Annotated in this window: 26 protein-coding genes and 1 riboswitch; of the genes, 5 read left to right on the forward strand and 21 right to left on the reverse strand. The window is 46.9% G+C overall.

Annotated features, from left to right (window positions below; translation table 11 throughout):
- Positions 1 to 16: 16 nt before the first annotated feature.
- The 6 genes from ACO05E_RS10575 to ACO05E_RS10600 all read right to left on the reverse strand — a co-directional run bounded on the left by ACO05E_RS10575 (position 17) and on the right by ACO05E_RS10600 (position 5,199).
- Positions 17 to 1,123 carry a hypothetical protein gene (locus ACO05E_RS10575; protein ID WP_419812899.1) on the reverse strand — a complete coding sequence of 369 codons (1,107 nt, stop codon included), beginning with the start codon at positions 1,121 to 1,123 and terminating at the stop codon, positions 17 to 19.
- A 43-nt stretch (positions 1,124 to 1,166) separates the two neighbouring features.
- Complete coding sequence (locus ACO05E_RS10580; protein ID WP_419812900.1) at positions 1,167 to 1,808, reverse strand: hypothetical protein; 642 nt, start codon at positions 1,806 to 1,808, stop codon at positions 1,167 to 1,169.
- A gap of 133 nt (positions 1,809 to 1,941) precedes the next feature.
- A complete protein-coding gene (locus ACO05E_RS10585; protein ID WP_419812901.1) occupies positions 1,942 to 2,349 on the reverse strand; it encodes a GFA family protein in 408 nt (135 codons plus the stop codon).
- Positions 2,350 to 2,392: 43 nt separating this feature from the next.
- On the reverse strand, positions 2,393 to 2,716 hold the full coding sequence (locus ACO05E_RS10590) for a DMT family transporter (protein ID WP_419812902.1): 324 nt from the start codon (positions 2,714 to 2,716) through the stop codon (positions 2,393 to 2,395).
- Positions 2,717 to 2,944: 228 nt separating this feature from the next.
- Positions 2,945 to 3,700, reverse strand: a complete 756-nt coding sequence (locus tag ACO05E_RS10595) for a TorF family putative porin (RefSeq protein WP_419812903.1) — start codon at positions 3,698 to 3,700, stop codon at positions 2,945 to 2,947.
- A 236-nt stretch (positions 3,701 to 3,936) separates the two neighbouring features.
- A complete protein-coding gene (locus ACO05E_RS10600; protein ID WP_419812904.1) occupies positions 3,937 to 5,199 on the reverse strand; it encodes an aromatic ring-hydroxylating oxygenase subunit alpha in 1,263 nt (420 codons plus the stop codon).
- Between the two features lie 283 nt (positions 5,200 to 5,482).
- On the opposite strand from ACO05E_RS10600, the gene ACO05E_RS10605 reads away from it, so the two are divergent.
- From ACO05E_RS10605 to ACO05E_RS10615, 3 genes are all read left to right on the forward strand, one after another.
- Positions 5,483 to 6,610: an FAD-binding oxidoreductase gene (locus ACO05E_RS10605; RefSeq protein WP_419812905.1), complete on the forward strand. Its 1,128-nt coding sequence runs from the start codon at positions 5,483 to 5,485 to the stop codon at positions 6,608 to 6,610.
- A gap of 160 nt (positions 6,611 to 6,770) precedes the next feature.
- The gene (glyA, locus tag ACO05E_RS10610) at positions 6,771 to 8,036 is read left to right on the forward strand and encodes a serine hydroxymethyltransferase (RefSeq protein WP_419812906.1); all 1,266 of its coding nucleotides are present in this window, start codon (positions 6,771 to 6,773) and stop codon (positions 8,034 to 8,036) included.
- Positions 8,037 to 8,129: 93 nt separating this feature from the next.
- Complete coding sequence (locus tag ACO05E_RS10615) at positions 8,130 to 9,557, forward strand: L-serine ammonia-lyase (RefSeq protein WP_419812907.1); 1,428 nt, start codon at positions 8,130 to 8,132, stop codon at positions 9,555 to 9,557.
- Between the two features lie 25 nt (positions 9,558 to 9,582).
- On the opposite strand, the gene ACO05E_RS10620 is transcribed toward ACO05E_RS10615, so the two are convergent.
- From ACO05E_RS10620 to ACO05E_RS10680, 13 genes are all read right to left on the reverse strand, one after another.
- A complete protein-coding gene (locus ACO05E_RS10620; protein ID WP_419812908.1) occupies positions 9,583 to 9,936 on the reverse strand; it encodes a hypothetical protein in 354 nt (117 codons plus the stop codon).
- A gap of 171 nt (positions 9,937 to 10,107) precedes the next feature.
- Positions 10,108 to 10,383 (reverse strand): hypothetical protein, encoded by a 276-nt coding sequence (locus ACO05E_RS10625; protein WP_419812909.1) that lies wholly within the window; start codon positions 10,381 to 10,383, stop codon positions 10,108 to 10,110.
- A 58-nt stretch (positions 10,384 to 10,441) separates the two neighbouring features.
- Positions 10,442 to 10,801, reverse strand: coding sequence for a hypothetical protein (locus ACO05E_RS10630; protein ID WP_419812910.1), 360 nt, complete (start codon positions 10,799 to 10,801; stop codon positions 10,442 to 10,444).
- A 47-nt stretch (positions 10,802 to 10,848) separates the two neighbouring features.
- On the reverse strand, positions 10,849 to 11,376 hold the full coding sequence (locus ACO05E_RS10635; protein WP_419812911.1) for a CbrC family protein: 528 nt from the start codon (positions 11,374 to 11,376) through the stop codon (positions 10,849 to 10,851).
- Between the two features lie 67 nt (positions 11,377 to 11,443).
- Positions 11,444 to 11,839 (reverse strand): DUF7668 domain-containing protein, encoded by a 396-nt coding sequence (locus ACO05E_RS10640; protein ID WP_419812912.1) that lies wholly within the window; start codon positions 11,837 to 11,839, stop codon positions 11,444 to 11,446.
- A 112-nt stretch (positions 11,840 to 11,951) separates the two neighbouring features.
- A complete protein-coding gene (locus ACO05E_RS10645) occupies positions 11,952 to 12,500 on the reverse strand; it encodes a DUF4166 domain-containing protein (protein WP_419812913.1) in 549 nt (182 codons plus the stop codon).
- Positions 12,501 to 12,509: 9 nt separating this feature from the next.
- Positions 12,510 to 12,959: a hypothetical protein gene (locus ACO05E_RS10650; RefSeq protein ID WP_419812914.1), complete on the reverse strand. Its 450-nt coding sequence runs from the start codon at positions 12,957 to 12,959 to the stop codon at positions 12,510 to 12,512.
- A 66-nt stretch (positions 12,960 to 13,025) separates the two neighbouring features.
- A complete protein-coding gene (locus ACO05E_RS10655; RefSeq protein ID WP_419812915.1) occupies positions 13,026 to 13,529 on the reverse strand; it encodes a hypothetical protein in 504 nt (167 codons plus the stop codon).
- A 195-nt stretch (positions 13,530 to 13,724) separates the two neighbouring features.
- Entirely contained in the window at positions 13,725 to 18,128 is a 4,404-nt protein-coding gene (locus ACO05E_RS10660; RefSeq protein ID WP_419812916.1) for a cobaltochelatase subunit CobN, read from the reverse strand.
- Positions 18,129 to 18,261: 133 nt separating this feature from the next.
- Positions 18,262 to 18,337, reverse strand: a riboswitch (cobalamin riboswitch).
- A gap of 51 nt (positions 18,338 to 18,388) precedes the next feature.
- Complete coding sequence (locus ACO05E_RS10665) at positions 18,389 to 18,961, reverse strand: phosphatase PAP2 family protein (RefSeq protein ID WP_419812917.1); 573 nt, start codon at positions 18,959 to 18,961, stop codon at positions 18,389 to 18,391.
- Positions 18,912 to 20,126, reverse strand: a complete 1,215-nt coding sequence (locus ACO05E_RS10670) for a glycosyltransferase family 4 protein (RefSeq protein ID WP_419812918.1) — start codon at positions 20,124 to 20,126, stop codon at positions 18,912 to 18,914. Before ACO05E_RS10670 ends, ACO05E_RS10665 begins: the two co-directional genes overlap by 50 nt.
- Before the next feature lie 154 nt (positions 20,127 to 20,280).
- Positions 20,281 to 21,297 carry an AraC family transcriptional regulator gene (locus ACO05E_RS10675; RefSeq protein ID WP_419812919.1) on the reverse strand — a complete coding sequence of 339 codons (1,017 nt, stop codon included), beginning with the start codon at positions 21,295 to 21,297 and terminating at the stop codon, positions 20,281 to 20,283.
- Positions 21,298 to 21,410: 113 nt separating this feature from the next.
- Positions 21,411 to 22,364, reverse strand: a complete 954-nt coding sequence (locus ACO05E_RS10680) for a DUF6685 family protein (protein WP_419812920.1) — start codon at positions 22,362 to 22,364, stop codon at positions 21,411 to 21,413.
- Between the two features lie 155 nt (positions 22,365 to 22,519).
- Between ACO05E_RS10680 and ACO05E_RS10685 the strand changes: the two genes are divergently transcribed.
- Positions 22,520 to 22,927, forward strand: a complete 408-nt coding sequence (locus ACO05E_RS10685) for a hypothetical protein (protein ID WP_419812921.1) — start codon at positions 22,520 to 22,522, stop codon at positions 22,925 to 22,927.
- A 66-nt stretch (positions 22,928 to 22,993) separates the two neighbouring features.
- Here ACO05E_RS10685 and ACO05E_RS10690 read toward each other — a convergent pair whose 3' ends face one another.
- On the reverse strand, positions 22,994 to 23,455 hold the full coding sequence (locus ACO05E_RS10690; protein WP_419812922.1) for a hypothetical protein: 462 nt from the start codon (positions 23,453 to 23,455) through the stop codon (positions 22,994 to 22,996).
- A gap of 382 nt (positions 23,456 to 23,837) precedes the next feature.
- On the opposite strand from ACO05E_RS10690, the gene ACO05E_RS10695 reads away from it, so the two are divergent.
- A complete protein-coding gene (locus ACO05E_RS10695) occupies positions 23,838 to 24,566 on the forward strand; it encodes a TetR/AcrR family transcriptional regulator (protein WP_419812923.1) in 729 nt (242 codons plus the stop codon).
- Between the two features lie 27 nt (positions 24,567 to 24,593).
- Here ACO05E_RS10695 and ACO05E_RS10700 read toward each other — a convergent pair whose 3' ends face one another.
- Positions 24,594 to 24,842, reverse strand: a complete 249-nt coding sequence (locus ACO05E_RS10700) for a hypothetical protein (RefSeq protein ID WP_419812924.1) — start codon at positions 24,840 to 24,842, stop codon at positions 24,594 to 24,596.
- Positions 24,843 to 24,962 lie beyond the last annotated feature (120 nt).

Consider the following 24,962-nt stretch of genomic DNA (forward strand, 5'->3'; position numbering starts at 1 on the left):
AATCAGATGGAGGTATTTAGACTCCTTGAGTTTTAGACTCATCTAGTTTTTTAAGTGCGAATCTACCTCTTTCCGCTACAGTAGAAGATTTATCAGAAGCGAACAGATTCGCCAATCGGACACATTCTTCGTCTATATTATCAAGCTCTCGAATTAGCATTTCAGCAGCCACACGCCTAACTATAGAAGAGGTATCGGTTGACGATTTTTCTAACAGCTCGTTAAATTCAACGTAGACTGAAACTTCCCTCTCGCCAATTACAGGCTTTACCCTGCCTTTGCAGTACCTGATATCAGTCCACTCGAATTTTCGGCCTTCAAGCCACACCATTCGTTTTTCAAACTGGCTTCGATAAGCTTTTGCCCTGACAGAAGGCTGTATAGCATTTTCTGCGATTTCGTTTAGATAGCAGTCAAGTACTGGCGTACGCCCAACTTGAGACATTAATGATTGCATTGGCCCAGAGCTTGATGAAATGATTTTAGCTTTCAGTGCATTTCCGATTTTTTCCTTAGAAATTATTTCTAGCAAAACATCCTTATCTTTTTGCTCGATTCTTCCCCAGGAGTTCCAGTTTGATAATGTAGCGCACAGCGCATCAACTACATACTTTGGATCAGTTGCCTCTACGATTAACGGAAGCTTCTCTCTAGCAGCTTCTCGCACTTGAGGGACCCAATCGTTAAACCTACGGAACGCTAGAGCGAAAAAAAAACTATTTGGAGCAGCCCCTGACAGGGTTCTTAGTGTTTTCTCTCTTTTATAGCCATCCCAACTTATCAGATCCAACCATGTCAGAATCTGAGATGGTTTCTCCCAGAACTTCCAGTTTGCTTTAGCTGAAGAGTCTAGGGCATTGTGAAACTCTGACCGAATAAGCCTCTCCCAATGATCCAGTCCAGATAAAGGAATTTTATTAGTGGCATTAACAAGCAAAGACATATCAGAGAAAACTTTGCTCTTTGCGTTAATTGAAGTAGCAAATTGTTTTACTGCTGATCTCACTTGCTCTTCATAATCATGCGAGTCTTGCATGATCTCACTACCTCCTAACAGTTTATACATTGATGACATTAAAGAGATGGCACTGCTGACTTTTTCGTTGAAAGTCACCTGTTTCACAGAGGCTTAACTAAATACGCCTCGGTGAAACAGTTATCAGACGTTATCGGTGAACCTGAAACAGATCACCAGAAGCTTGTAGCTCTAAAAGTTCGTCTCTGGTCATGGTATCAACACCATCTGAGTAATAGTTGTCCTCAGATGCTTTTCCCTTACGAATATCTTTTCGGACTCCAGATCGAGCGTTATAAGCTGAATCACTGGTCTGAACGTCAACATGAGTATCGTATACCGCGATAACTTTCATTGTGCCGTATTTGTATTCTTTATCAATGCCATTAAATACGGCAGCTAAGTCCAGCGCATATATGTCGTTGACAACCGGAGTTTGAATGTAGGCAACCTCCTGAGCACTGGTCTCCAGGTTATGATTATGCAGATAAACTGAAAAAACAGGGATGATGACGGCCCAGAATTCAACAGGGATAAAGAACAGCGTATGCGAATTTGATTTTTTAGTTTTGCCTGTTTCAGGATCGGTAAAAATCTCTCGCTTCTTATAATTCAGGTAGTAACCCAATGCTGCAATCAGAATTGAGCTTAGTGCTATCGCAGCGGCCTTAGGCCAATCATACTGCTTGTAGTAAGCGTCTCCCGTTGCGGAATTTAACGACATTTGTGTAGCAAGAAAAGCTACAAATACAATGACTGGAACCAGCCAACCAAAACCTCTCCATATAATCATTCTATGTTCTCCTTGTTGAATGAAATTTCATTCTAAGCGAACCGTATTTTTGAATAAAGTATCAATAGTGGTGCTTCAAGCTGAAGAAATAGAGAAAAATTAGGCAGGCATACGCAATGTGAGAGTTAATGCCTCAAAGAACCTCAGGCAGCTCATCGTAAGCGTCTACTTGCTCTAAGTGATTATCCCAGCCAGCCCGGCTGCCCATATAGATATGGGCTGTTGGCCTGAGATCCGGATCATCGCTTAGAGAACCTGCCGGTACTATCAGTAAATCCGCTTCAAAGGAAGGCAATGGCGAGCCGCAGTTTGTGCAGAAGGTACGTGTAAACAGGGTTTCGGGCAGAGTAAATGACGTTATATTCTCTTCACCTTTAACCCAGCTCAGAGTTGCAGACTCAATCAGCAGATTCGATGTATGAGCCGAGCCACACGCATTCTGGCAGCGACTGCAGTGGCATAAAAAGAACTCACTGGCGTTGCCGGTAACTTCATAAGCAACGCCGCCACAAAGGCATGAACCTGAGAATGTTTGTGTCATAGTATTGATTTGAGGCCGTTAACGGATATCGGCAGGCTCTGGCTCAAACACTTTTGGAGAAGAGTTTGATTACCACCACGCCGGATAATATCAGCAGACTACCAATAACAGCGGGTGTATCCAATACCTGTTTGAAGAAGACAGCGCCCAACAGTGTGATTAAAAAGATACCCATGCCTGCCCATATCGCATAGGCAATACCAACCGGTATGGTTTTAAGCACCAACGACAGAAAATAAAATGCAGCGATATAACCAATTACGCAAAGCACACTAAAGTTTAACTCAGAGAAGCCATCGGATTTCTTTAATGCCAGTGTGGCGAACACTTCAGAGATAATTGCTAATGCCAGGTAGCCATATTCCATATTTAATCCTTGTTGATAACAGAAGTGGATCAGGAGGAAAAAGCTGCGGTGGGTGAGCACCGCAGAAAACTTGCGACAAGGAAAATGTTCGGGTTAAAGCAATTAACCCGGAGTTGCCTTAATTTATCAGCGTTCGATAAATTAAGGACTTGTTAAAAAAGATCATTAAAAAATGGTTTATTAATAAACCGATACTTTAGAAGATCGATTTATTAGAACCCCCATACCTTAAAAACCAAAGGTACGCGATACGCCAGCTACAAAGCGGCCATCTGCTAAGTCTTCATCGGCATAGAAACCATCTTCGATATCGGTATCCTCGTAAGACAGTTCAAAGTCAAAACCTTTGTAAGAGGTCTGATATGCGATTTTATAGTGGGCATAGGAATCATCGAGTGGGTTACCTTCTGCATCGGTTTCCCACGCCCACTTATCTTCATCTTCAGAGGTTGACTGGTCAAAGCCAATATACAGGTTGTGGCCTTCGGCAATTTCAAAGGTATGTGCCAGTTGCACAATGTAGTGACCTACAGCCAGACCAAAGTAATCCCAGCTGTACCAGAAGTTTGCTTCGGTAGTACCCAGGCCAGAAGCAAAACCAAATTTGGCATACGCTTCAGCATAATCCAGATCGTTACCTACGTCAGAATCACCGTGGTAGGTGTAATAAGCTAAACCGGTATCCAGGCTAACAGAGTCAGTTAATTCGGTGTAATAACCAGCGTAGTAATCCCACTCAAGGCTGGTATCGTCGGCATCACCAAAATCGACATTAGAAGCCCAGGTACCAATGTAAGCACCGTTATCAAAACCGTAGTCCAGGCTGGCTTGCAGGGCTGGGCCATTATCCGTTTGGCTGACACCGTTGAACATATAATCGGATACAACTGTTACGGTTGAAGACAAATCAGCGTGAGCGCTTGCAGCAGCCGATAGAGCCAGTGCGATAGCGGTTTTTCCAAATGCTTTTTTTACAGAAACCATCTTATTTCAATCCTCAAATGACTTGGTGATGACTACCTTCCGGTGTTGCAGGCTGGCTGTCAAAAGCCACTGTCGCATCTGAACAAGGTTGGCGGGTTCAGGCTTTTCTGTGTCGTATTGGGTATGGCTATGGCAAAAATGTTAACAGATGAAATCTTTTTAAAACCTAATTAAAAGCATAAAAAAGCCAGCATTAATGCTGGCTTTTTAGTCAAATAATAATGGCTATATAACAATTATTTCATATTTTTACGAACAGTCTCGCTGTACCAGTTAATAAAATTAATCACACCAAATTCATAGGTCTCAGAATAAGGCCCGGGCTGATAGCCCAGTGAATTAATGCCCTGTTGGTTTTGTTCTGCCAGAATGCGGTCCTGATCGTTAGTGGCATCCCAAACCAGGCGTAAACGCTCCGGATCATAATCCACACCTTCAACCGCATCTTTATGCACCAGCCATTTTGTTGTCACCAGGGTTTTCTGGGCAGAAATTGGCAATACCCGGAATACAATGCAGTGATCGCTTTGCATATGGTTCCACGAGTTTGGTAAATGCAGAATACGCATTGAACCCAGCTGGCGGTTTTTAATCCGGCCTAATAATTTGCTGCAGCCTTGTTGGCCATCCAGCGTCATGACTTCTACGCCTTCTTTTAATGGCATACGCACAATACGGTTGCGCAGGCCATCAAAATCCTGATGCTGATGTGGAATGCCTTCGGCGTCCCATTCGGCTGCCTGGCGTTCATACTGCTCAAGAAACTCTGGTGTTGCCCGTGGATCGTTGGTGTCGTCCCATTCCAGCAGGGTATTGAGTAATTCCGGGTGAGAACCGGCGCAGTGATAACACTCGCGGTTATTTTCAATCACCAGCTTCCAGTTGGCTTGTTCGACAATATTGGATTCCACCGCGACCTTGGTGTTTTCCATATCGTAGGGTTCCATATATTCCTCAAGCGTTGCCAGGTAGGCATCAAAGTCGTCTGGTGCTTCTTTAGCGAGAGAAATAAAAATAAATCCACCTGCGGTTTTGCAGTGTGCTTTTTTCAGGCCGTGCTGGCTGGTTTCAAAACTGTCACCCATTTCGGTACCGGCATACAGCAGGTTGCCTTTCAGGTCGTAAGTCCACTGGTGGTAAGGGCAAACTAGATTGGCCACTTTGCCGCGGTGCTTGGTACAAATAGTGGAGCCACGGTGACGACAAACATTATGGAACGCCTGAATACCACCATCACCATCGCGCACAATTAATACCGGGTTCTGGCCAATCTCAACGGTGAAGTAGTCACCCTTGGTTGGCACTTCGCTGGTCATGCCAACAAAAATCCATTCTTTATAAAACACCTGCTCCAGATCGGCACGGAACATATTCGGGTCGTTATATAAAGGTTGAGCCAGCGACTGATTCTCAGGGCGCTTTTCTAATTCGTTACGCATTTGCTCGCAGGATTCCTGATAGCTGTTGCTGGTGATATTGAGCAGGTCAAATTCGTTCATCCGAACGTCCTCATAAAGTAGCGCGCACTTTTGATTGTGCTTCGCTCACGGTTACAGGTAAAAAATCATCAGCGCTATGCTCGGCTAAAAGCCGTTAACAGATTTGTCTGATAACGACTTGAGCAAGATAAAAAATCGACCGGAATTTGCCGGTTTGATCTGCGTCAATGGTGCTTGAACAACTGTATGTCGCTAACAGGTAATTCTGTGATCTGAAAACGCGGGAGACTGCACGCTGATCTTATAAATTGATTCATCACGGCTTAAGAAGAGGTAATCCGCAATGATTGATGTCTCTGGTTCTGCATTGCCAACGCAAAGCGTTACTGAAGTAAATACCAATACCTGGACGAACGGTCGTCATATGGTGCGTTGTGCACGCGTGATTGATGAAACTCACGATGTAAAAACCTTTTGTTTTTTAACCGAACAACCGGTGCTGTTCTTTTTTAAACCGGGCCAGTTTGTGACGCTGGAGCTGGAAATTAACGGCCAGCCAGTGATGCGCTCGTACACTATTTCCAGCTCCCCCTCGACGCCGTACAGCTTTAGCCTGACGATTAAACGGGTGGGCGGCGGCCTGGTGTCCAACTGGTTGCACGACAATTTAAATGAAGGCGATTTGTTACCGGTTCATGGCCCGGTGGGTAACTTTAACTGCATTGATTTTCCGGCCAAAAAAGTGCTGCTGTTATCCGGTGGTGTGGGTATTACGCCGGTGATGTCGATGGCTCGCTGGTATTACGACACCAGCAGTGATGTCGATATGGTGTTTATTCATAGTGCTCGTACACCGATGGATGTGGTGTATCACGGCGAGCTGACCAATATGTGCTCACGGGTGCCGAATTTTCATCTGCATCTGATCAGTGAGCGCGAGGCCCGGGGCGTGCCGTGGAGTGGTTATCGCGGTTATTTCGATCAGGCCAAGCTAGATATGATGGTGCCCGATCTGCACGAGCGTGAAGTGTTCTGCTGCGGCCCGGAACCTTATATGGATGCGGTTAAAGCACTGCTGAAAGCCAACAACTTTAATATGGAGCACTACCACGAAGAGTCGTTTGGTTCGACTCCCGACAGTGTTGAACAGGACGCGATTGATCAGGCTGAAGAAGCCGAAGAAACCCTCGACGCCGTCAACAGTGCTGACATGCTCACCGTGGAATTTACCGAAGCGGGCAAGAGCATTCAGATTTTACCGGGCGAAACTGTACACACCGCGGCTGCCAACCTCGGTATGCATATTCCTAAAGCTTGCGGTATGGGTATTTGTGGTACCTGTAAAGTGAAGAAAACCGCCGGTGAGGTGGAAATGAATCACAATGGTGGTATTACCGATGAAGACGTGGCCGACGGTTATATCTTGTCGTGTTGCTCGGTACCAACCGGTCATGTGGTGATTGAAAAATAACGCGTTTCAGTCATTTCTTTTCAGGCTCTGGCGGCAGTCGCTTTTTGTCAAACGCTGGCCGTAAGCGGGCATACCGCGCCAGAGTCTGAACCTTAGTATCCCTTCAGGTTATTAATCACTCTGGTCATCCAGACCCTTATTCTCTTTTCAGGGCATCCCTATGTTTACTAAAAAAGATCGTATTTCAGACTTTGATCCGGCGCTGTGGCAAGCCATGCAGCAAGAAGTGGTGCGTCAGGAAAACCACATCGAGCTGATTGCTTCGGAAAACTACACCAGCCCGCTGGTGATGCAGGCGCAAGGATCGCAGCTGACCAATAAATACGCCGAAGGTTATCCGGGTAAGCGTTATTACGGCGGTTGTGAGCACGTTGACGTGGTTGAGCAACTGGCGATTGATCGTGCTAAAGAGCTGTTTGGGGCGGACTATGCCAACGTTCAGCCACACTCCGGTTCTCAGGCAAATGCGGCGGTGTTTATGGCGCTGTTAAATCCGGGTGATACCGTTTTAGGTATGAGCCTGGCGCACGGTGGTCACCTGACTCACGGTGCCAAAGTCAGCTTCTCCGGCAAAATGTACAACGCCGTGCAGTACGGCCTGAATGCCGACACTGGCGAAATTGATTACGACGAGATGGCGGCGCTGGCTCAAGAGCATCAGCCAAAAATGATCATCGGTGGCTTCTCGGCTTATTCTCAAATTGTTGACTGGGCGCGGATGCGTGAGATTGCCGACTCAGTTGGTGCTTACCTGTTTGTTGATATGGCCCACGTGGCTGGCTTGGTTGCAGCGGGTGTTTATCCGAACCCAATGCCGTTTGCTGACGTGGTGACGACGACGACTCACAAGACTCTGCGTGGCCCGCGTGGTGGTCTGATTATGGCGCGCTCGAATGCGGATCTGGAGAAGAAACTGAATTCAGCGGTATTCCCGGGTGGTCAGGGCGGCCCACTGATGCACGTGATTGCTGCTAAAGCGGTGGCTTTCAAAGAAGCGCTGGCACCGGAGTTTAAAGCGTACCAGCAGCAGGTGGTGAAAAACGCTCAGGCCATGGCCGAAGTGTTTGTTGAGCGTGGCTTTGATGTGGTATCGGGCGGCACTCAGAACCACCTGTTCCTGTTGAGTCTGATTAAGCAGGGGCTGACTGGTAAAGATGCGGATGCAGCTTTAGGTGCAGCGTCAATCACGGTGAACAAGAATGCGGTACCGAATGACCCACAATCACCGTTTGTCACCTCGGGTTTACGCATTGGTACACCAGTAGTGACCACGCGTGGCTTTGGTGAAGAAGAGTGCCGGGAACTGGCTGGCTGGATTACCGATATTCTGTCGGTCTTGGGTACGCCGGAAGAAGCGCGCATTATAGGAATGGTGAAAGAAAAAGTTCAGGAGTTGTGTCAGAAGTTCCCAGCGTACGCTGAGTAAATATTGTCCATTTGATGTGAGCTGCGGCCGCTGCTCTCAGTAATTCAGTGATTACAGTAGTAGTCCGGTGGTCGCAGCAGAGGAGTTCCAGCAATGGCTATCAGCTTGTTTGATATGTTGAAAATTGGCATCGGGCCATCCAGCTCGCATACGGTGGGCCCCATGAAAGCTGCCTGGATGTTTGCTTCCCGGCTGGCGGCCGAGGGTGTGTTAGCACGGGTAAACCGGGTTCAGGCGCAGCTCTACGGCTCATTGGGGGCCACTGGTAAGGGTCACGGCTCTGGTCCGGCGGTGTTGCTGGGGCTGGAAGGGGAATTGCCGGAGCATATTGATCCGGACGTGGTTAATCCACGTACGGCTGAGATCCATAACAGCGGAGAACTGACGCTGTTGGCCAACCCCCGCTATGTGGATAGCGAGACGCCAGTTGAGGCGAAAACCATTCCTTTTGATCCGGATCAGGATCTGATTTATCACCGGGTTAAATCCCTCGATTTTCACGCCAACGGCATGACCTTTTGTGCCTGGGATGAGGCCGGTAATGAGCTGCTGTTTGCCACCTATTACTCGGTAGGCGGTGGTTTTGTGGTGGATGACAGCGTTCATGCCAGTGATCAGATCGTCGAAATTGTTGAAGACGCCACCAATGTACGTTACCCGTTTAAAACCGGTGAAGAATTACTCGCCATCTGCCAGCGCAAAGGGCTGTCGATTGCCGAAGTGATGATGGCTAACGAGCAGTCCTGGCGCAGCGAAGCTGAGATCCGCGCCGGAATTCTGGAACTCTGGCAGGTGATGAAAGATTGTGTGCAGAAAGGTATGCATAGTGAGGGTATTTTACCCGGCGGGCTTAAAGTGAAACGCCGTGCCGCCAGCCTGTATCAGAGCCTGAATAACCGCATGCGGATGGATATGATCACGCCGTCGCTGGGCGCGATGGATTGGGTTAACCTGTACGCCCTGGCAGTGAATGAAGAAAACGCTGCCGGTGGCCGTATGGTAACCGCACCCACCAATGGTGCTGCGGGAATTATCCCGGCGGTGCTGCATTACTACATTAATTTTTGCCCGAACTCGAACGAGGAGGGGGTGATTCGTTTTCTGTTAACCGCTGCTGCTATTGGCATCTTGTTTAAAGAAAACGCCTCGATTTCTGGCGCTGAAGTCGGCTGTCAGGGGGAGGTTGGCTCAGCGTGTGCCATGGCGGCGGCCGGGCTGGCAGAAGCCACCGGAGGCACACCACAACAAATCGAAAACGCCGCAGAAATTGGCATGGAACATAACCTGGGATTAACCTGCGATCCGATTGGCGGCCTGGTTCAGGTGCCCTGTATTGAACGGAATGCCATGGCAGCAATGAAAGCCATTAACGCCGCGACCATGGCGCTGCGTGGTGATGGCGAGCATTTTGTGTCGCTTGATAAAGTGATCCGAACCATGCGCGACACTGGCCGCGACATGTTGGATAAATACAAGGAAACGTCACGCGGTGGTTTAGCGGTGAATGTGATTGAGTGTTAACAAGCCCTGCTCAGGGCTTGATCCATTAATCGCGTGATTTTTTATCAGCAAAGCTTTTATAGATAAAGTGCCAGGTAATAGCGCTGCTGTATAACAGCATGCCAATATTGGTGCCGGTCATAAAGATAAACCAGATTAAGAAATCCTGGCCGCTTGCCGGTATTTGATCGAACTGAAACTCTGTGAACTCAACGTGCAGAGTTTTTGCCGATAACACCAGAATCGCTCCGATAAGCGCGATTACGGCTGTTTTACTGCGGCTTTTAAATAACCAGATAGCGGCTGAAATAAAGACGATAACCGGGTAAATCTGATACGCAACAAAGTTGAGCTGATTGATAAATTCCAGAGTTTCTGAGCTTGAGTAAACGGGATTCAAGGCTGTGTTCCTTATGGTGGCTAATACTAAATAGCTTTGAGTGGTAACTTATCATATTGTTCAGATAAAGCTTATTAGAGTTTTTCTTCTAACAACTGCTCAATGTTTTCTATCGAGTATTCCGTGTTTTTTTGTTCTTGAAGATGATTTTATGTGCGACTACCGTTTGATCTACTTATTATTTAAATTTGATTTGGCTAACTTCCTGAGATTGCTTTTTAAATAATCGTGCCTTTCCTGGTCGGCTTTAGACAGACTGTATGACCAATAGTCATCATCAAAACTGCCCATGCCTCCTGACGAACCTAATGTGTGCCAGTATGAATCATTAACTTTACCAGCAAGATATAGGTCTTTGGATTTTTCAAAGTATTGCACCCAATTACTGGCTAATGAATCTGTTTTTCTTAGTAGTGCAATCAACTCTTCAAGCTGTTCCAGATACATCAATAAACTCCTGTTTCGGATGAGCGAATGTTTAGCGTAAGAGGTTGGTTTGAATTTTTTATTTGTTGTATTTGGCCAATTCAGCTTCTAGCTCCTTTATATGCGATGCACGAGCCAAACCTTCGCCACCAGAAGTGGCACAAGCAGCACACCACTGAGCTCGTTTTATTGCGTGTGAAAGCATAAATTTTGCTATCTCATCAGAAGCACCAGTAGCTTGTTTTTGTAACACAAGAGCGCCGAAGTCGCGATCCCAAAGCCAGGGCAATTTCTCAGCTTCTGTTTCGAAGGTCAAATAACGTTTCTCGGCCTGTGCAATAGTTTCAGAGCCAACAATATCGGCAGCTAGCTGTTCAATAATCTCGGGGTTAAATCCAGCTTGCTTAATTCCTTGTCTGGTATGTTCGTATATTTCCATCTGGCAACCTGATGTTTTATTCGGTGAATCTACTATGCAAGAAATAACTATGTGAAATCCATCGTATATAAAATTTCGGAACATTCCGAACACTTGAATTTATATACTGCAGGATTACCACCCATCTCATAGTTATTAAGAATAGCCTTCCATATATCTGGCTCTATCATTTCATTTCTTAAAAATATTTTCAGTGGTTCACCACTTAGATTAGATAGCTCCTCTTTCTCTGCGTCACCATGAAACTCACACGCCATGCCACAGTGAGATTGCCAAACTTCCTGCTGCCAAGAGCTGTAACCAGGTGTTCGTTCACAAACTTCTTCGATTACTTCATCAGGAATTCCTGATTCTTGCAAAGGGTAGTCATCAGAAAAAGTTCCATCGAATTTTTTTGCCGCGCTACCATCCGCAATACACCACGGACATATGGAGTTAACTTCGTCTTGTGAGTAAAAGCTTGCGGTGTATACGTATCCTCGGGATTGTTCACAGCACTCACATACTTCATTACTCTTTTTAATAGCGCCCGTTGAAATTGGGTTTGGGTGATACTTGAATCTGGGGAAGTCCATATTAGTGCCTACTTAGGTGCGCTGTAAAATTATCAAATACAGATGATAGTAATTCTTGTGTGCTGAATTACATGACATGGCAATCATCCAGAACTACTCTTAACTTGCCGTTGTGCTCAATAAACTCGAATATCAAAGTAAAATCACTGACTACGCCATTCAGAGGAAGGTCATATTCAACTACCCAGCCTGAACCATCATTGTACTTGTAGATATCTGTACGAATATTACCTTCTACTGTATCTGGGTTAGTAATCACTGAATACTTTTTGTCGCCAAAATGATCATATGTAATCTCATTGATATCATCCGGAGTCCAGGTATGACGTGATTTATCGAGTGGTTCGTCAAGTAAGGAGAATGCGTGATTTATTTCTCCTGCAGCACATAGCTTTACCCAGTTGTGGACAAACTCTATAAAATCATTATCAGTTGTGAGTAAAGATATTTTATCGCTCACCATGATATTGCTCCCATGCTTCAGGTTCAACGTCACCACTGCCTTCTATATCATAAGAGTATGAAAAAGAGAGAGGCAGGAAAAATAAGGCATTTAATAAATGCATAAACGTAAATCAGTTATATTCTGCTTGCAGTAAACCTTGATAAGAAACTAAAACGCCTAATAAAGGCAATGAAAAATGAACGCAGAATTGATATTGATCATTCTCTATTGTTTTGTAGGCTACAGTTTTAGGAATTAACCAGAGTGGTAATGGGAAACCCATAAAACTTACCTTTAGACATTTCCAGTGCCATCCACCGTCATAGATATCCACCGTTAAATTCATGGTTAGAGGACCTGTTGTTTCAACCCAGTAACCGGTATCGATATTTCCTATGGGTCTAAACAGCGACACAACAGATTCTTGCTTATTGAAACAACGTCCCCAATGCAGGCTATCATCGCTATGTGAAATATCGACCTGTAGCTGGTGAACACCTGCCTTCGGTAAGTTCATTTTCCTGGCAAGGCGCTTTCCAATTACACCGGATAGACCATTGCCATAGTGAAGCTTTACTTCGCCGCTTAGCTTACCACCTCTGGTGTGTAGCTTTTGTAGCAAAGGGTGAAGTTCACGGAATTTATCTCCAAACCAATGTTTGACTAGTTGATTCTGCATAATTATCACTTACTGATTTTCTCTATACATAATCCCTATAGCAGGGGTGCCTTCGAGTTCAATATTTGTTGCCACCGTTTTAGTTAAGTTCCTGAAGCCAGTATTTTCGTACTCAAGTACCCATAGGGTTTCAAAGACTACAGGTAACTTTCCTGACTCTATGCTACCAAAGTTTATGCAGGTAACATCTACGGGACTGTGCGCTGAGAAAAAGTAAATAGAGCCGTCAATATATCCGTCTGAGGGATTTGTCGGGAAGTTAAACTCCTTCTGTTCAAGTTCTGCTGGGTTGGCAGGAATACATATTCCATCCAATCGAAGTACCGTATCTACAACCTCAGAGTATCCATCTAATTCTAATTCAAAAGGTTCAATAGCAACTTCAATAGACATGCTTTTATCACTTCCTTGTATCTTTGCTCCAGTGAATATCAATTTTTCTATTGGGAATTCTCTCATGGGCTACCTAAATGATTAACGTTGATAACCGAGTCAGATGGACTGTTTATGGAATATTGTGGCTTGTTACGTACTGGATTCGAACACTGCACTATCAAATAACTCGCTAAATTTGGTAGCTACAATGCTAACCCCTTTTTTCTCTTTAATTGCCAGTAACATATCCTTCGGGCTTTGAGCGACATCATGCCAGACTTCATATACTGGCGGATTACTTCCTTCCAGTGGGTTGAATACAAAACAGTTCCTGGACCAGTTTGAACCATATCCAAAAGTAAAGTAACCAATTTTTAATAAATACTTGCCAGGATATGATTCAATATTACAATCATTTAGAAGTGATGTGTCCAGTATAGTAATTTCTTCAACTCCATTGAAATCATCTTCTGGCGGGAATGCCTGCCACCCGACATTTAGCCCTGCTAATGGCATAGAGCAGACTATCTCGATATACCACTCAGGAATTAAACCATCCAATTTTGAATTAAGGGATTCCAAGCCATCTTTATTTAAGACTTGTCCTACTTCATCACTCTTCTCTAGAAATTTTTTAATTGATTCTTTAATCATGATTGGATTCCAATTTTTATAGAGTACATAAAATATACCGTTTTAGCAGAATTTTTCAGTGATACAGCTTCTTGCCGCCCGTTGGTAAGGCCGGTACGAAAACGAACGGTTTTCTTTACGCTAGATGAAGTAATACAAAAAAGCCCCAGTGCCACTCAGGGAGCAGCACTGGGGCTTGATTACTCAGTTCCTGTGCTACAAGCGGCGGCTGCGCAGGAAGCCAACCAACATCGCCAGCAGAGCAAACAAGATAGCGGCGATTTGCAGCATGGCATAATCATCGCTGGTCTGGTTGTCAGACTCTTCCGTAGAGGTTTCTGTTTGCTCTGAAGCAGAATCATCCGCAGCATTTTTCTGTTGCAGCTGCTCCAGTTTCTCAACGGTTTCAGCTTTTAACTCCAGCTCGGCAATCCGGCTGTATTCAGTCGTCTGCTCGGCTGTTTCATCCACAACAGGCCGCGCCAGATCAATCTGCTGTTTTAACGCCTGCCACTGCTCAGCGCTGACGTGTTGCTCCAGCCAACTCAGCATCGGATTATCCGGGTCGGTATGACCGCTGCCTGGTAAACTATTTTTAGCAACTAATTCAGCAAACTCTGCGGCCAATTGCTGAATGGTTTGCTCATCGGCATTCCAGAATTCTTTCTGAATAGCGACCAGCATAATGGCCAGCATATTGGCTTTAACATGGGCGTTATGACCTTGGCTCAAAAACTCATCTAGCTGCAGCTGATGTTTATCGTCGATATAAACCGATTTCACTTCTTCCCAGGCCCAGTCGCCAACCAATGTAGGATTGGTGACCTGCCAGCCCCATAAATATTCGAGGAATTCATTACCCATGGTACGGGCACCGGCATAGCCATGTTCCATCAGGCTTTTTAACCATTCAGGATTTAAGAAACGGCCCCGTAATTCCTGACGCAAGGCTAAGCCTAACGGCCGCGCTTTAAAGTTTTGTGGATCACTGTGGTCGAGTACAAAGTTATTCGGTGCCTGACCACTAACGGATTCAACTGCCAGACTTAAACCGCCGAGGTAATCAAAAGCGTCGTTATTATCAATTAAGCCATACAGGTTACTGGAGCGACCGAAGTAGGTATTTTCAACGTCTTTTAATAAGGTTTTAAAGGCTTTTTGAGCGGGGGCACCAAAGTCTTTTAAGCCATAGCTATGGCCAATACGGCGAATATAAACATCAGCCAGCTCGCTGCGGTTTTCCCACGCGCCAGAGCGTTCAACCATACGATTAACACCGGCACCATAACTGCCTGGTGCATCACCGAATACCCGCATACTGGCAATCACACCGGCTTGTTTTTCATCAACGCCATCGCGTAATAACACACGCGCCTGATCAACCCAGTGTTTAGCGACCTGATTAAAGTCTAATGATTCGCTGCCGCCTTTTGCATCCTTTCCTAATAAACTCAGCGCTTCTGATAACGCCAGTGTTAACGCCGGATAATCCGTACGAATCACATCAGCAGAAGCATCCAACGCCATTAATGAAGCGCGATTTAATAACGACATTTGCTGGCTGTATAAATCACGGAATAACCCCGAGCTGGTGAAAACCATATCGCGGCGGCTACGGCCTGATTCTAATGTTTGGCGTTTTAATCCTTTCACTAAACCACGGCTGTTCCATACCGGCTCTAAGCCGAGCATATCCAGACCAAAAGCGATCATCACGCCTTCATCACGTACCACGTCCGATGCCCATAAAATCACCGCTTCGTTTTTATCAGCACTTTGTGGATTATTTTTACGCGCATCGGCAGCCATTTCTTTGCCTAACTGCCAGGCAATTTTGGATGGAATTAAACTGGAGTCCAGCGCATAAAAATTACGTCCGGTCGGTAAGCTGTCGGGGCTGCGAATTGGGTCATTGCCTTGACCCGGCGCCACATAGCGACCATTCAAACCATTGATTAATGCTGCCATCTCGGCATCCGGCGATTGTTGCAGCAATTGCTTCCAGCCGCTTTGTTTTTCTTTATCATCAGCGCTTAACGGTGAGCTGTCGGAACCTTTATGACGTCCGAGCATGGATTGCAACATCATCTCGACGGCATTGTCATCCCAGTTTTTACCAAAGATATGCAAACCCAGTGGCATAAAGCGTTCTTGCAGATCCGTCAGGTAATGGCCGACTTCATGCACCAGCATATCGTCGTCGACTTCTTCAAAACTGATGCCCATCACCGCTAATTCTGCCGACATGGCTTGTGCCAGTTCATCGCGTAATTCGAGCTGGTCGACTTTTTCAACAATCTGTTGCACCAAACGCTCGGCAACGGCTTCGTTACCACTGCCATGGCTGGCTTCAAAACTTTCGATTAACTGACGCAGTTGTAATAACTCATCGTACAGTGGTGTGCTTTCCAGCGGTGGCGTCAGGTGGTCAACCATCACGGCTAAACCACGACGTTTGGCCTGAATACCTTCACCTACGCCATCCACAATATACGGATAAATACCCGGAATATCGGCGCCAATAATGCGTGAATAATCGTCTTCACCTAAACCCACGCTACGGCGTGGTAAAAATTCATAAGTGGAGTGACGGCCTAAATGCACATAAGCATCGGCTTTAAATTCGTTGCGTAAGAAGTGATAAAACGCCAGGTACTGATGCGGTGGCGGGAAGGCTAAATTTGCGTGTAATAATTCTTCGTTAATTTCCCAGCCACGCGGCGGTTGTGGGCCAAGAAACACATTACCAAATTGCAGGCCAGGTAATAACAACTGACCATTTAAGGTCATAACGTTCCCGGGGGCTTCACCCCAGCCGCCTAAGCCTTCAATGCCGGTTTTCTGTAACGCTTTAATCAGTTGTGGCGCTTCTTTATCCAGACAAGCCGGGTATTGGCCGTTGTTAATTTTTTGCGCCGTTTCAACCGTGTGTAAATAACACACTTCTAACTGTTCAATTAAGGCCAATGCTCTTTCACGGCCTTTGTGATCAACACCTTCCAGCAGGTGGTGCATTTCTTCAAAGGTATGATGCAGCAAGCCATCAGCCAGCTCAGGTTTTTTCGCCACAATGGTGGCTCTTAATTGTTCATGTAATAAACCAAACGGGCCATTCACCATTTCGTTTTTAACGCTGGCGGGCAAGGTACTAAACCAGCCCTGGTAATTTTCCGCTGTCATGGTCTGAATACGGCTGGCCATTTGTTGTAACGCATTGGCATCGCGTGGCAGGTTAACGCCTTTTTGTTGTAATAAATCCAACAGGGCGTCTTGTGACTCCGGCAATTCGCCAACGTTATAGCCCTGAGCTTTTAACTGATTAAGGATTTGCCATAACGAAGCGGGTACGTCGAGATTATCAGCACCAATATTATGGCGACCCGGCGGGTGGTTGTAATACACAATGGCTATGCGTTTTTCGGCATTGGTTTTTTGTTGCAGGATATGCCAACGATTCAGGCGAGCAGTTAAGGTATTTAAGCCTTCTTGTTTGGCTTCAATGGCCTGAATACGAATACCACTGATGGCGTCGTTATGAGGCTCTCCGGCAGTGGCAACAATCAGAGGCTGAGATGCGCCCTGAAGCTCGGGCATCGCTACCTGATAATACACTTTCTCAGCGGCCAGGCCATCCGCCGATAACTGATGTTCCACCGCGCTGCGGTCGCGTAATTTAATCGCTTTTAATAGCGGTACATTCAGTTGTTGTAGCAGAGCATTTACTTGCTCACGGCCTTCACCGCCACCAATGACAAAATCCTGCAGCATTACAATGGCGCTTAGCTGCTGTTGATAAGGGATTAATTGCTCAACCGCTTTCACACCGGCTTCGCCCCAATACGCCAGGGAACCAATACATTGCTGCTTTTGCGCTTCAATTTGCTGACATAGGTGACGCAATAACGCCGCATCCGCTGGGCGGCCACCGCCAGCATGATCGAGAATGGCGACAATAGGCTGGTTGTTAATAGCAGGAAACTGCGTCTGGATTTCACCGTTAGCAAACCAGCGCAGGCGCGGTTGAGGTAACGGTGCCGCAGCTGCTACCGGCTCTCCTAATTGCTGAAATACCCAGTTAAATAATGCTTTGCTGTTATCGGCACCACCGGCTTGCCAATAAGCACGCGCCTGTAGCCATAAGGCCTGATCAGGGTTTTGTTGTTGAATACGAGTGAGCCATTGTGAAAAATTGTCTTCAGCGCGTTGTTTGCCCAGTTCCCGCACCTGCTGCTGGCTGCTGAAAAAACGCTGACCCTGTATTTCACTCATGCCCACCAGGCGGTGATCACTGTTAAAAATAAATAATGGCTTTTTTTGCTGGTGATAGGCTTTTAGCAGCGGCGTGAGTTCGGCAACCGCCGGGCCAAATAAACCGGCACCAACAATGGCGCTGGCATTCAGAATAAGTTGCGCCCGCTGTTCGGTATCGGCTTCATAAATTTGACCATCAGTACGGGCTTTCACCGTTAGATCTGGATGTTGCTGTTTTAATAAACGCGCGGCTTCTGCCACGGTTTCAGCATTTCGTTGTGACGTTAAAACCAATAAATAGTCATCGGCCGCCTGAACCTGCCAGGGCAGGAGCAGGGTGAAAAGAACGAGTATCGATAAATACCGCATAGAAACCTCAAGTCAGCAGGGCTTGAGGGAGAGAAAACGTACCGTACAGATTCCGGCTGTATTTTAAAACGCAGGAAACGCCAGTACCGAGTATTCCCGCCCGGTGCATTTTAATAAAGTGATGGATGCTTGTGTATCTGGCTTCGTCGGCGGGATAAACAGCCGGCGTTACAGTTGCGGGTACAGCCCCGGATTTTCACCGGTGTTCCACTTGGCATCGGGCGTTGTTCTACTGATTGTTGGGATAAATGTCAATTTGCTCAGGCAAACGCACCAACCGGAAAGATGGCTAGCGAGCCGAAACTGATCAACATACCTAAGGCGGCACCAACCAGAACATCGGTTGGGTAGTGCATGCCAAGAATCACACGAGACAGTGCAACCAGAATGGCAAAAGGAACCACCAGCCAGATTAATACCGGAAAAAAAGCACTGAATAAAATGGCAAAGTTGACCGCGTTCATCGTATGGCCGGAAGGAAAACTGTACAGATCCAGTGGTGCGGTATGTGCGGTAATATCAGCAAAAGAAATAAACGGGCGCTGGCGTACCAGACGTTTTTTTAACTGGCTGTAAATCGCCACACACAGTAATGAAGTCACGGTGATATGAGCCAGCGCATATAACGCATCCATGCCATAAAGCAGTGGCATCAGTAATGCCAGGCTGTACCAGAACACACCATCGCCAAGGCGGCTGATGCCTTTAAAAAACAAGCGGATGGCACTGTAATAGCCCATGCGGTTCATTCGCTGACATAAGGTCAGTTCAAAATGGTCGGCTTTATGAAACAGTAGCGCGGTTTTTGCGGCCAGCGGTTTTGTTACCATCATAGCTTGTATCCTTTGTTTGAGCGCCTTGCAGGCGGCACTGGAATTCTTCAACAATGCTGCTCCAGGAGATGGTCAGCGCTGTTTTCCGGGCTTGTTCACGCAGTTTTTTTAATAAATTCGGGCTGTCGAGCAGGGTGATCGCACAGTTAATAAAACTGGCGTCGTGTGCAAAGGGCGCCAGCATGCCGTTCTGGCCAGACTGAATATGTTCATGACCTGCAGCGTAATCAAAGCTGACAACGGCCAAACCACTGGCCATGGCTTCGGTAACCACATTGCCAAAGGTGTCGGTTTTACTGGGGAATAAAAACACATCACCGCTGGCATAATGTGTCGCCAGTTCTTCACCACGTTGCATGCCGCAGCAGATCACTTCCGGGTAATGCTCGCGGATGCGCGGTAACTCCGGGCCATCACCAACCAATACCAAACGCACACGTTCATCTGAATGCAGCAGTTGCTGGTAGGTGGCTAATGCCAGCTCCATATTTTTTTCACCGGCAATGCGGCCGACATACAACAGCACTAAATCGTCGTCTTTAACGCCCCACTGTTTACGTAATACCGCGCTGCGTTTTTGCGGGTGGAACAGCTGACTATCGACGCCACGGGCCAGCACACGAACATGATCAAAACCATGGGACTGCAATTCGTCACACTGAACGTTAGTGGGCACCAGCGTACCGGCTGTTTGGTTGTGGAAATGACGCAGGTAACCGTAGGCCAGCTTTTCCAGCCAGCCGAGATGATAATGTTCAATATATTGATGAAAATTAGTATGGAAGCCACTTAACACAGGTAAGCCAAGTTGTTTGGCAGCTTTAACCGCCGCCCAACCCATTGGCCCTTCGGTAGCGACGTAAATGGCCTGAGGCTGAAACTCATCCAGCGCCCGGCGTATGGTTTGTTTTAACGGCAGGCCAAATTTCAGCTCGTTATAACCGGGAATGGGTAAGCCCGGTAACGTCACCGTGGTTAAGCCCGGCTCTTGCTGATTGTCTTTCTGGCCCAGGTCTTGTTTGTGCTGCCGTGGACGAATCACCTGCACCGCGACTCCGCGGGCTAATAAGCCGCGTACCAGATGCCCGAGTGTATTGGCGACGCCATTAATTTCGGGGGCAAAGGTTTCGGTGATCAGTGTGATGCGTGTTAACGGAGAACTCATGATGGGCTTGGTTGCTCATACTTTGACGGATGTTGAGTTCTACTTTGAAATCAGAATGTGACACTTCTCTTGCAACTGCGTGACAGTCTGGTGAAGTCAGGGAATATCAGAAAAAAGCCTCTGTCTTTTGTATCAGACAAAGGCTTTCAAGATTTTAACGATAGTACGATGGCGCATGACCGGTCCAGCGACGGAAGGCTTTGCGGAAGTTCGACGGATCGGAATAACCCACCAGTGCCGCCACTTCTTCAATCGGTAAGCCGGAATTACGCAGGTATTCAATGGCCATCTCTTTGCGTACTTCATCCAGAATACGCTGATAGGACGTGCCCAATTCCTGCAGGCTGCGGCTCAGGGTACGGGTTGACGTTGCCAGGTGGCTGGCAACGATGTCGACAGCCGGAAATTGCCCCGGATTCTGCAACAGAATACGGCGTACTTTGGCTGCAATGCCTTCTTTCGGGCCAAGGCGATTGAGAATCTCGGCACACTGACTTTCGGCCATATTAGCGGTTGCCTGATCGGCCATAATCAGCGGCATATCAAGCAAGGAAGGGTTGAGAATTAATTCGGTTCTGGGCTGATCAAACAGTACCGGGCAATCAAAGTAACGCTGATATTGGTCGGCATAATCCGGTTTGGGATGATTCAGGCGAACCTCAATCGGTTGCATATCTGCCTGGCCAGTGAGAAAACGACCCAGCGAGGTAAAGTTCACTACAAACACATCACATAACATGCGGTAGATGGCATCAACCGGGATATGGCTGGTTAAACGAATTGCGCAGTGTTGTTCCTGCTCAATAATTTCAAAGGTAAAGGCCGGGTCGACCAGAGAATGGTACTTTAAGCCGAGATGCAGAGCGCTGCGCATATCAGCGCAACTCAACATGGCGTACCCCAACATGCCGTATTGGTTAATATTCAGTGACCCACCGATATCCAGTCCTAATGTCTGGCTGGGATAATGCTGAATCAGATTACTAACCAGGGTCAGCAACTGTTGATAGTTCAGGCGAGTGGTCGGGTCATCCAGCATGCTGGTACTGATGCTGGTGTTGTGCAGGATATCTGCATGTTGTAAACCCTGTTCTAACCCCACCCGTACCATAGTGGCCGGAATATTAATGGGAATTAAAGGCTCACTCAGACTCCAGGTTCCTCTGATCATGCACTTACCGTTTATTGTTTTATTTATAACGACACAAGCATGACAGGCTTTTTGGCTAAATCAAGCCTTGCCAAAATCTGTTGACAGTGTCACGCGGGCACATGGCTATGAGGTTATTGATTGCGGAATGGGCGGTGATAGCGGGTCAGGAAACGTCCCAGGTCGGTGATCTGTTGATTGGAGCGATTATTCTGCAGATTCAGCAAAATAGTATTGAGTTTACTGAGGTTTTTCGGACAAGCGAGGATCAACAGGTCACTGCGACGCCACTCAAACTCACAGGGAAACACCGGCAAGCTGGCCTTATTCAGCAGGTCGATCACCTGATATGCATCGTCGCGGCGCATAATCAGCAGCCAGAACTTACTGCGCAGGCTGTCCAATGTAGTCATATTCAGGCTTTCGACGTTAATCAAAGCACTAATGGTGGCGTCCCGTTGCTTGTGGTGGCAGTGCATCAGCGCGGCAGCAAAGTGTGTGGCTTCTTCATGGTTGACCCAATAATAGCGGCCATCCCATTCACGATAGACGATGCGGTGTGGCTTTTTATCGTCGGCAAAGGCGGTTTTCAGGTTATGTTCAAACTCTTCGGCACTCTCCCAGGGGAGCGAGCCCATGGCGTGCTCGGCGTAGGTGAGCAGGTTGGGGTAGTGTGTTTCATGGGATGAATATTCCAGCCCTTGAATAGCCGTAACCGACAACGGACGTTGATAATCCTGTTCAACAATTAACTTGCCCAGTAATGGCGACAGCTCTTTCCATTGGGCATCGGCATTTTCCAGAGATGACTGCATTGCCTGAATAATACTGTGCAGACTGAGCCAGCGATGGCTCAGGAAACTGTTTGGGTTTAGCGGGCCCATGTTACCCAGCGGCAATTCTTTAACGGCCTGAGCGGCGTACCAGACCGGAAAAAGCCGCTGAACCAGATTGTTCAGAAAAGCTTCAAGATCAAAGGCGGTCAGCGAGCTGGCACCTTTATGAACTTCTACTTTATGAGTCTCTGGTTGATGAACCTCTGGTTTATGAGCTTCGGATGCTTTAGGAGATTGTGGAGTTTCTGCCATGGACTGATGTCTTTATAACCGTGTTTAAGTTTCTGCCTGCGAAAGCTCTCAAAAATTAAATTGCCGACTATGCTTAGTTAAGCATGCAGTACCGTTTGAACAAGTACCTGATTAGCTTATCGGCTGAACCAGCGACAACTGAACACGAGAGTTTTATGGCCAATCAATCCTCTTTTACTCCTACTATTCCGTCTCCTTTGGAAATTATGGCACGTATTGATGATGCGCTTGCTCAGTCTGGTCTGGCCGACACTCAGGTTGAGCGTGAGCCTCTGCCATTATTTGATTCGCTGGTGGATGAATGGCTGATTTGTCAGGGAATGGATGCGGATCATCTGGCCGAACGTGATTGGACGGATGTCCTCGAAGACTTGTTACGTACCATGTCGGCTTGTGAAATTCGTGAAACGCTGCGTTCTATTGCCGAAGAAACCCGGCAGTTATGTCGGGCACATGGCAGTTTATCGGTGTGGAATCAGCGCGAACTGGATAAGCGTTTACGTACCATGCTCAATGATACGGCAGCGGCGGAACAGCAGCTGGCCAAAGTGTTCCATCCTTAAAAGCTTACTTCTCTTAGTTCCTATTGTTTTCCTGGATTCTTTTCTAAACCCTATTCTGTTTTTCGCTTAAGCAATCTGACGCTGGCTCAGAGAGCGGGCCGAGGCCAGATTTTCGACCAGCGTGTGCATCTGATTAATCTGCTGGCGCTGACTGTAACCTACCTGATCAACGTCAAAACGCTGGCGGCTGACATCCAGCAATTGCAGTGCATCGAGTGTTTCTCCTTCGGGTAACTGCCCACGCGCGTTATGCAGCAGGGCAAAGCCGCTGATGTCATTTCCCTGCAATAATCCGAATTGCTGCAGTTTCAGTTGCAACTGGTCAACCTGTTCCTGATCCAGTTGCTGTACATCAAACTCAGCGGCGACAGCGCTGATCAGAATAGCGCGTTGGGAAGGACTGTATGCCCCAATTTCCAGTGGCTTTTCTTCACCCGTATTTACCCCGTCAACTCCCTGCGTATCGGCAGTGGATTTGGTTCCCAGAGGTTGATTCTGTAAATAATTAGAGAGTGCGTTGAGCTGCATAATAACGGTCCGGCAGTCAGGTTTTAATCGGAATACCTGAGATTTGCACGAGTTGTGCCAGCTGCGTTTTTCGCACCGAAAACTCCGTAAATTCATCTGAAAACCACTGAGCGGAGGGGATTTACTTGTTTTCAGCCGGAAGTAGCGGGTAAAGGCTTGCCACGAGGATGTGGAATTATTGCCGCTGCGATTGGCCTGCCAAATTATTCATAGTGATAAAGACAGTTGTTGATAAGGATAGCTATTGATAACGATAGTGTCAGGAATTGCAAAAACGCTAAATATGGTACCAAGGTACATATAAATGCCGTTTTAATCTGATGGGGTATCGGCATAATTGCACCTTTTATAACACTTTGATAACAACCAGCGGAGATACGTTATGACGTCAGGGAGCTCAGACTCGGGCACTGAGAAGTCTTTATCTTATCAGGGACGTAAGGCCAGTCGTGCCAAAAGTGAGCACCGTCGTCGGCTGATTCTTGAAGCGGCATTACGCATTGTTATCCGTGAAGGTGTGCGTGGCATTCGCCATCGCGCCGTTGCTAAAGAGGCGGAAGTGCCATTGGCAGCTACCACCTATTATTTTAAGGACATTCAGGAGCTGATTGTTGATACCTTCACCCTGTATACCGAAAAAGCACTGAGTGTGGTGAATAGTTTTGCGGATCAGTTTTATCAGCCGCTGCAGCAATTAGCCGCTGCTAACCCTGAATTATTTAATTCGGGTGTGATCAGTGATGAAGCCGTTCACACCATGCTGGATTATCTGGTGGAACAGTTAACCGGTTACGTGCGTGAGCAGGTGAGCAGTGAGCGCGATATGTTGATTGCAGAGCAGGCTTTTCGTTATGAAGCCATCGTCAACGATCGTATTCGTGAACTGTCGCTGATGCACCGTCGGGCTTTATTCGGCAAGATCGAAGAATTTATGGCGGTGATGAAGTCTCCGGCGCCCAAAGAAGACGCCGAATTACTGTTAGGCTTGTTCCATTCGATGGAGTACACCGGTTTGTTAACCGCTCAGGATGACATTGATTTTGACTATGTCAGTTCAACCCTGAGACGTCATTTGTCGTTGCTGGTACCAGACTTACTGCAACGCCGCTGATAGTCGTTCTGCAAGAAGTTAGTCGTTCTACAGAAAAAAATGATAACCCGTCTGGGCCAGAAACAGGCGGGTCAATTTCAGTTCGGCATCGCTGAATGCTTTCACTTCATAGCAATGTTCACACATTACCGGTATCTGTTGCTTAATCTGCGCCAGGCTGACATCGGTATCACAGCGGCATTTATCGCAGCTTACCGGAATCGTGACCTGATCGGATAAAATCGTGCTGACAGTGGGGGTATCCTGATCCTGTTCAGCACTCAGTGCGTGGCTCATAGGTTTCCCTTTAACTCAGAAAGTTTATTTAACAACTGTTCTTAGCCTAGCAGGCACTGGCCTAATACTTGTGTCGTATCCCGGCCTTCTTGTGAACTTTTGTATAACCTTCTGGCTTGA

The organism is Bacterioplanoides sp. (genome assembly GCF_965226395.1).
Taxonomy (GTDB): Bacteria; Pseudomonadota; Gammaproteobacteria; order Pseudomonadales; family Oceanobacteraceae; genus Bacterioplanoides.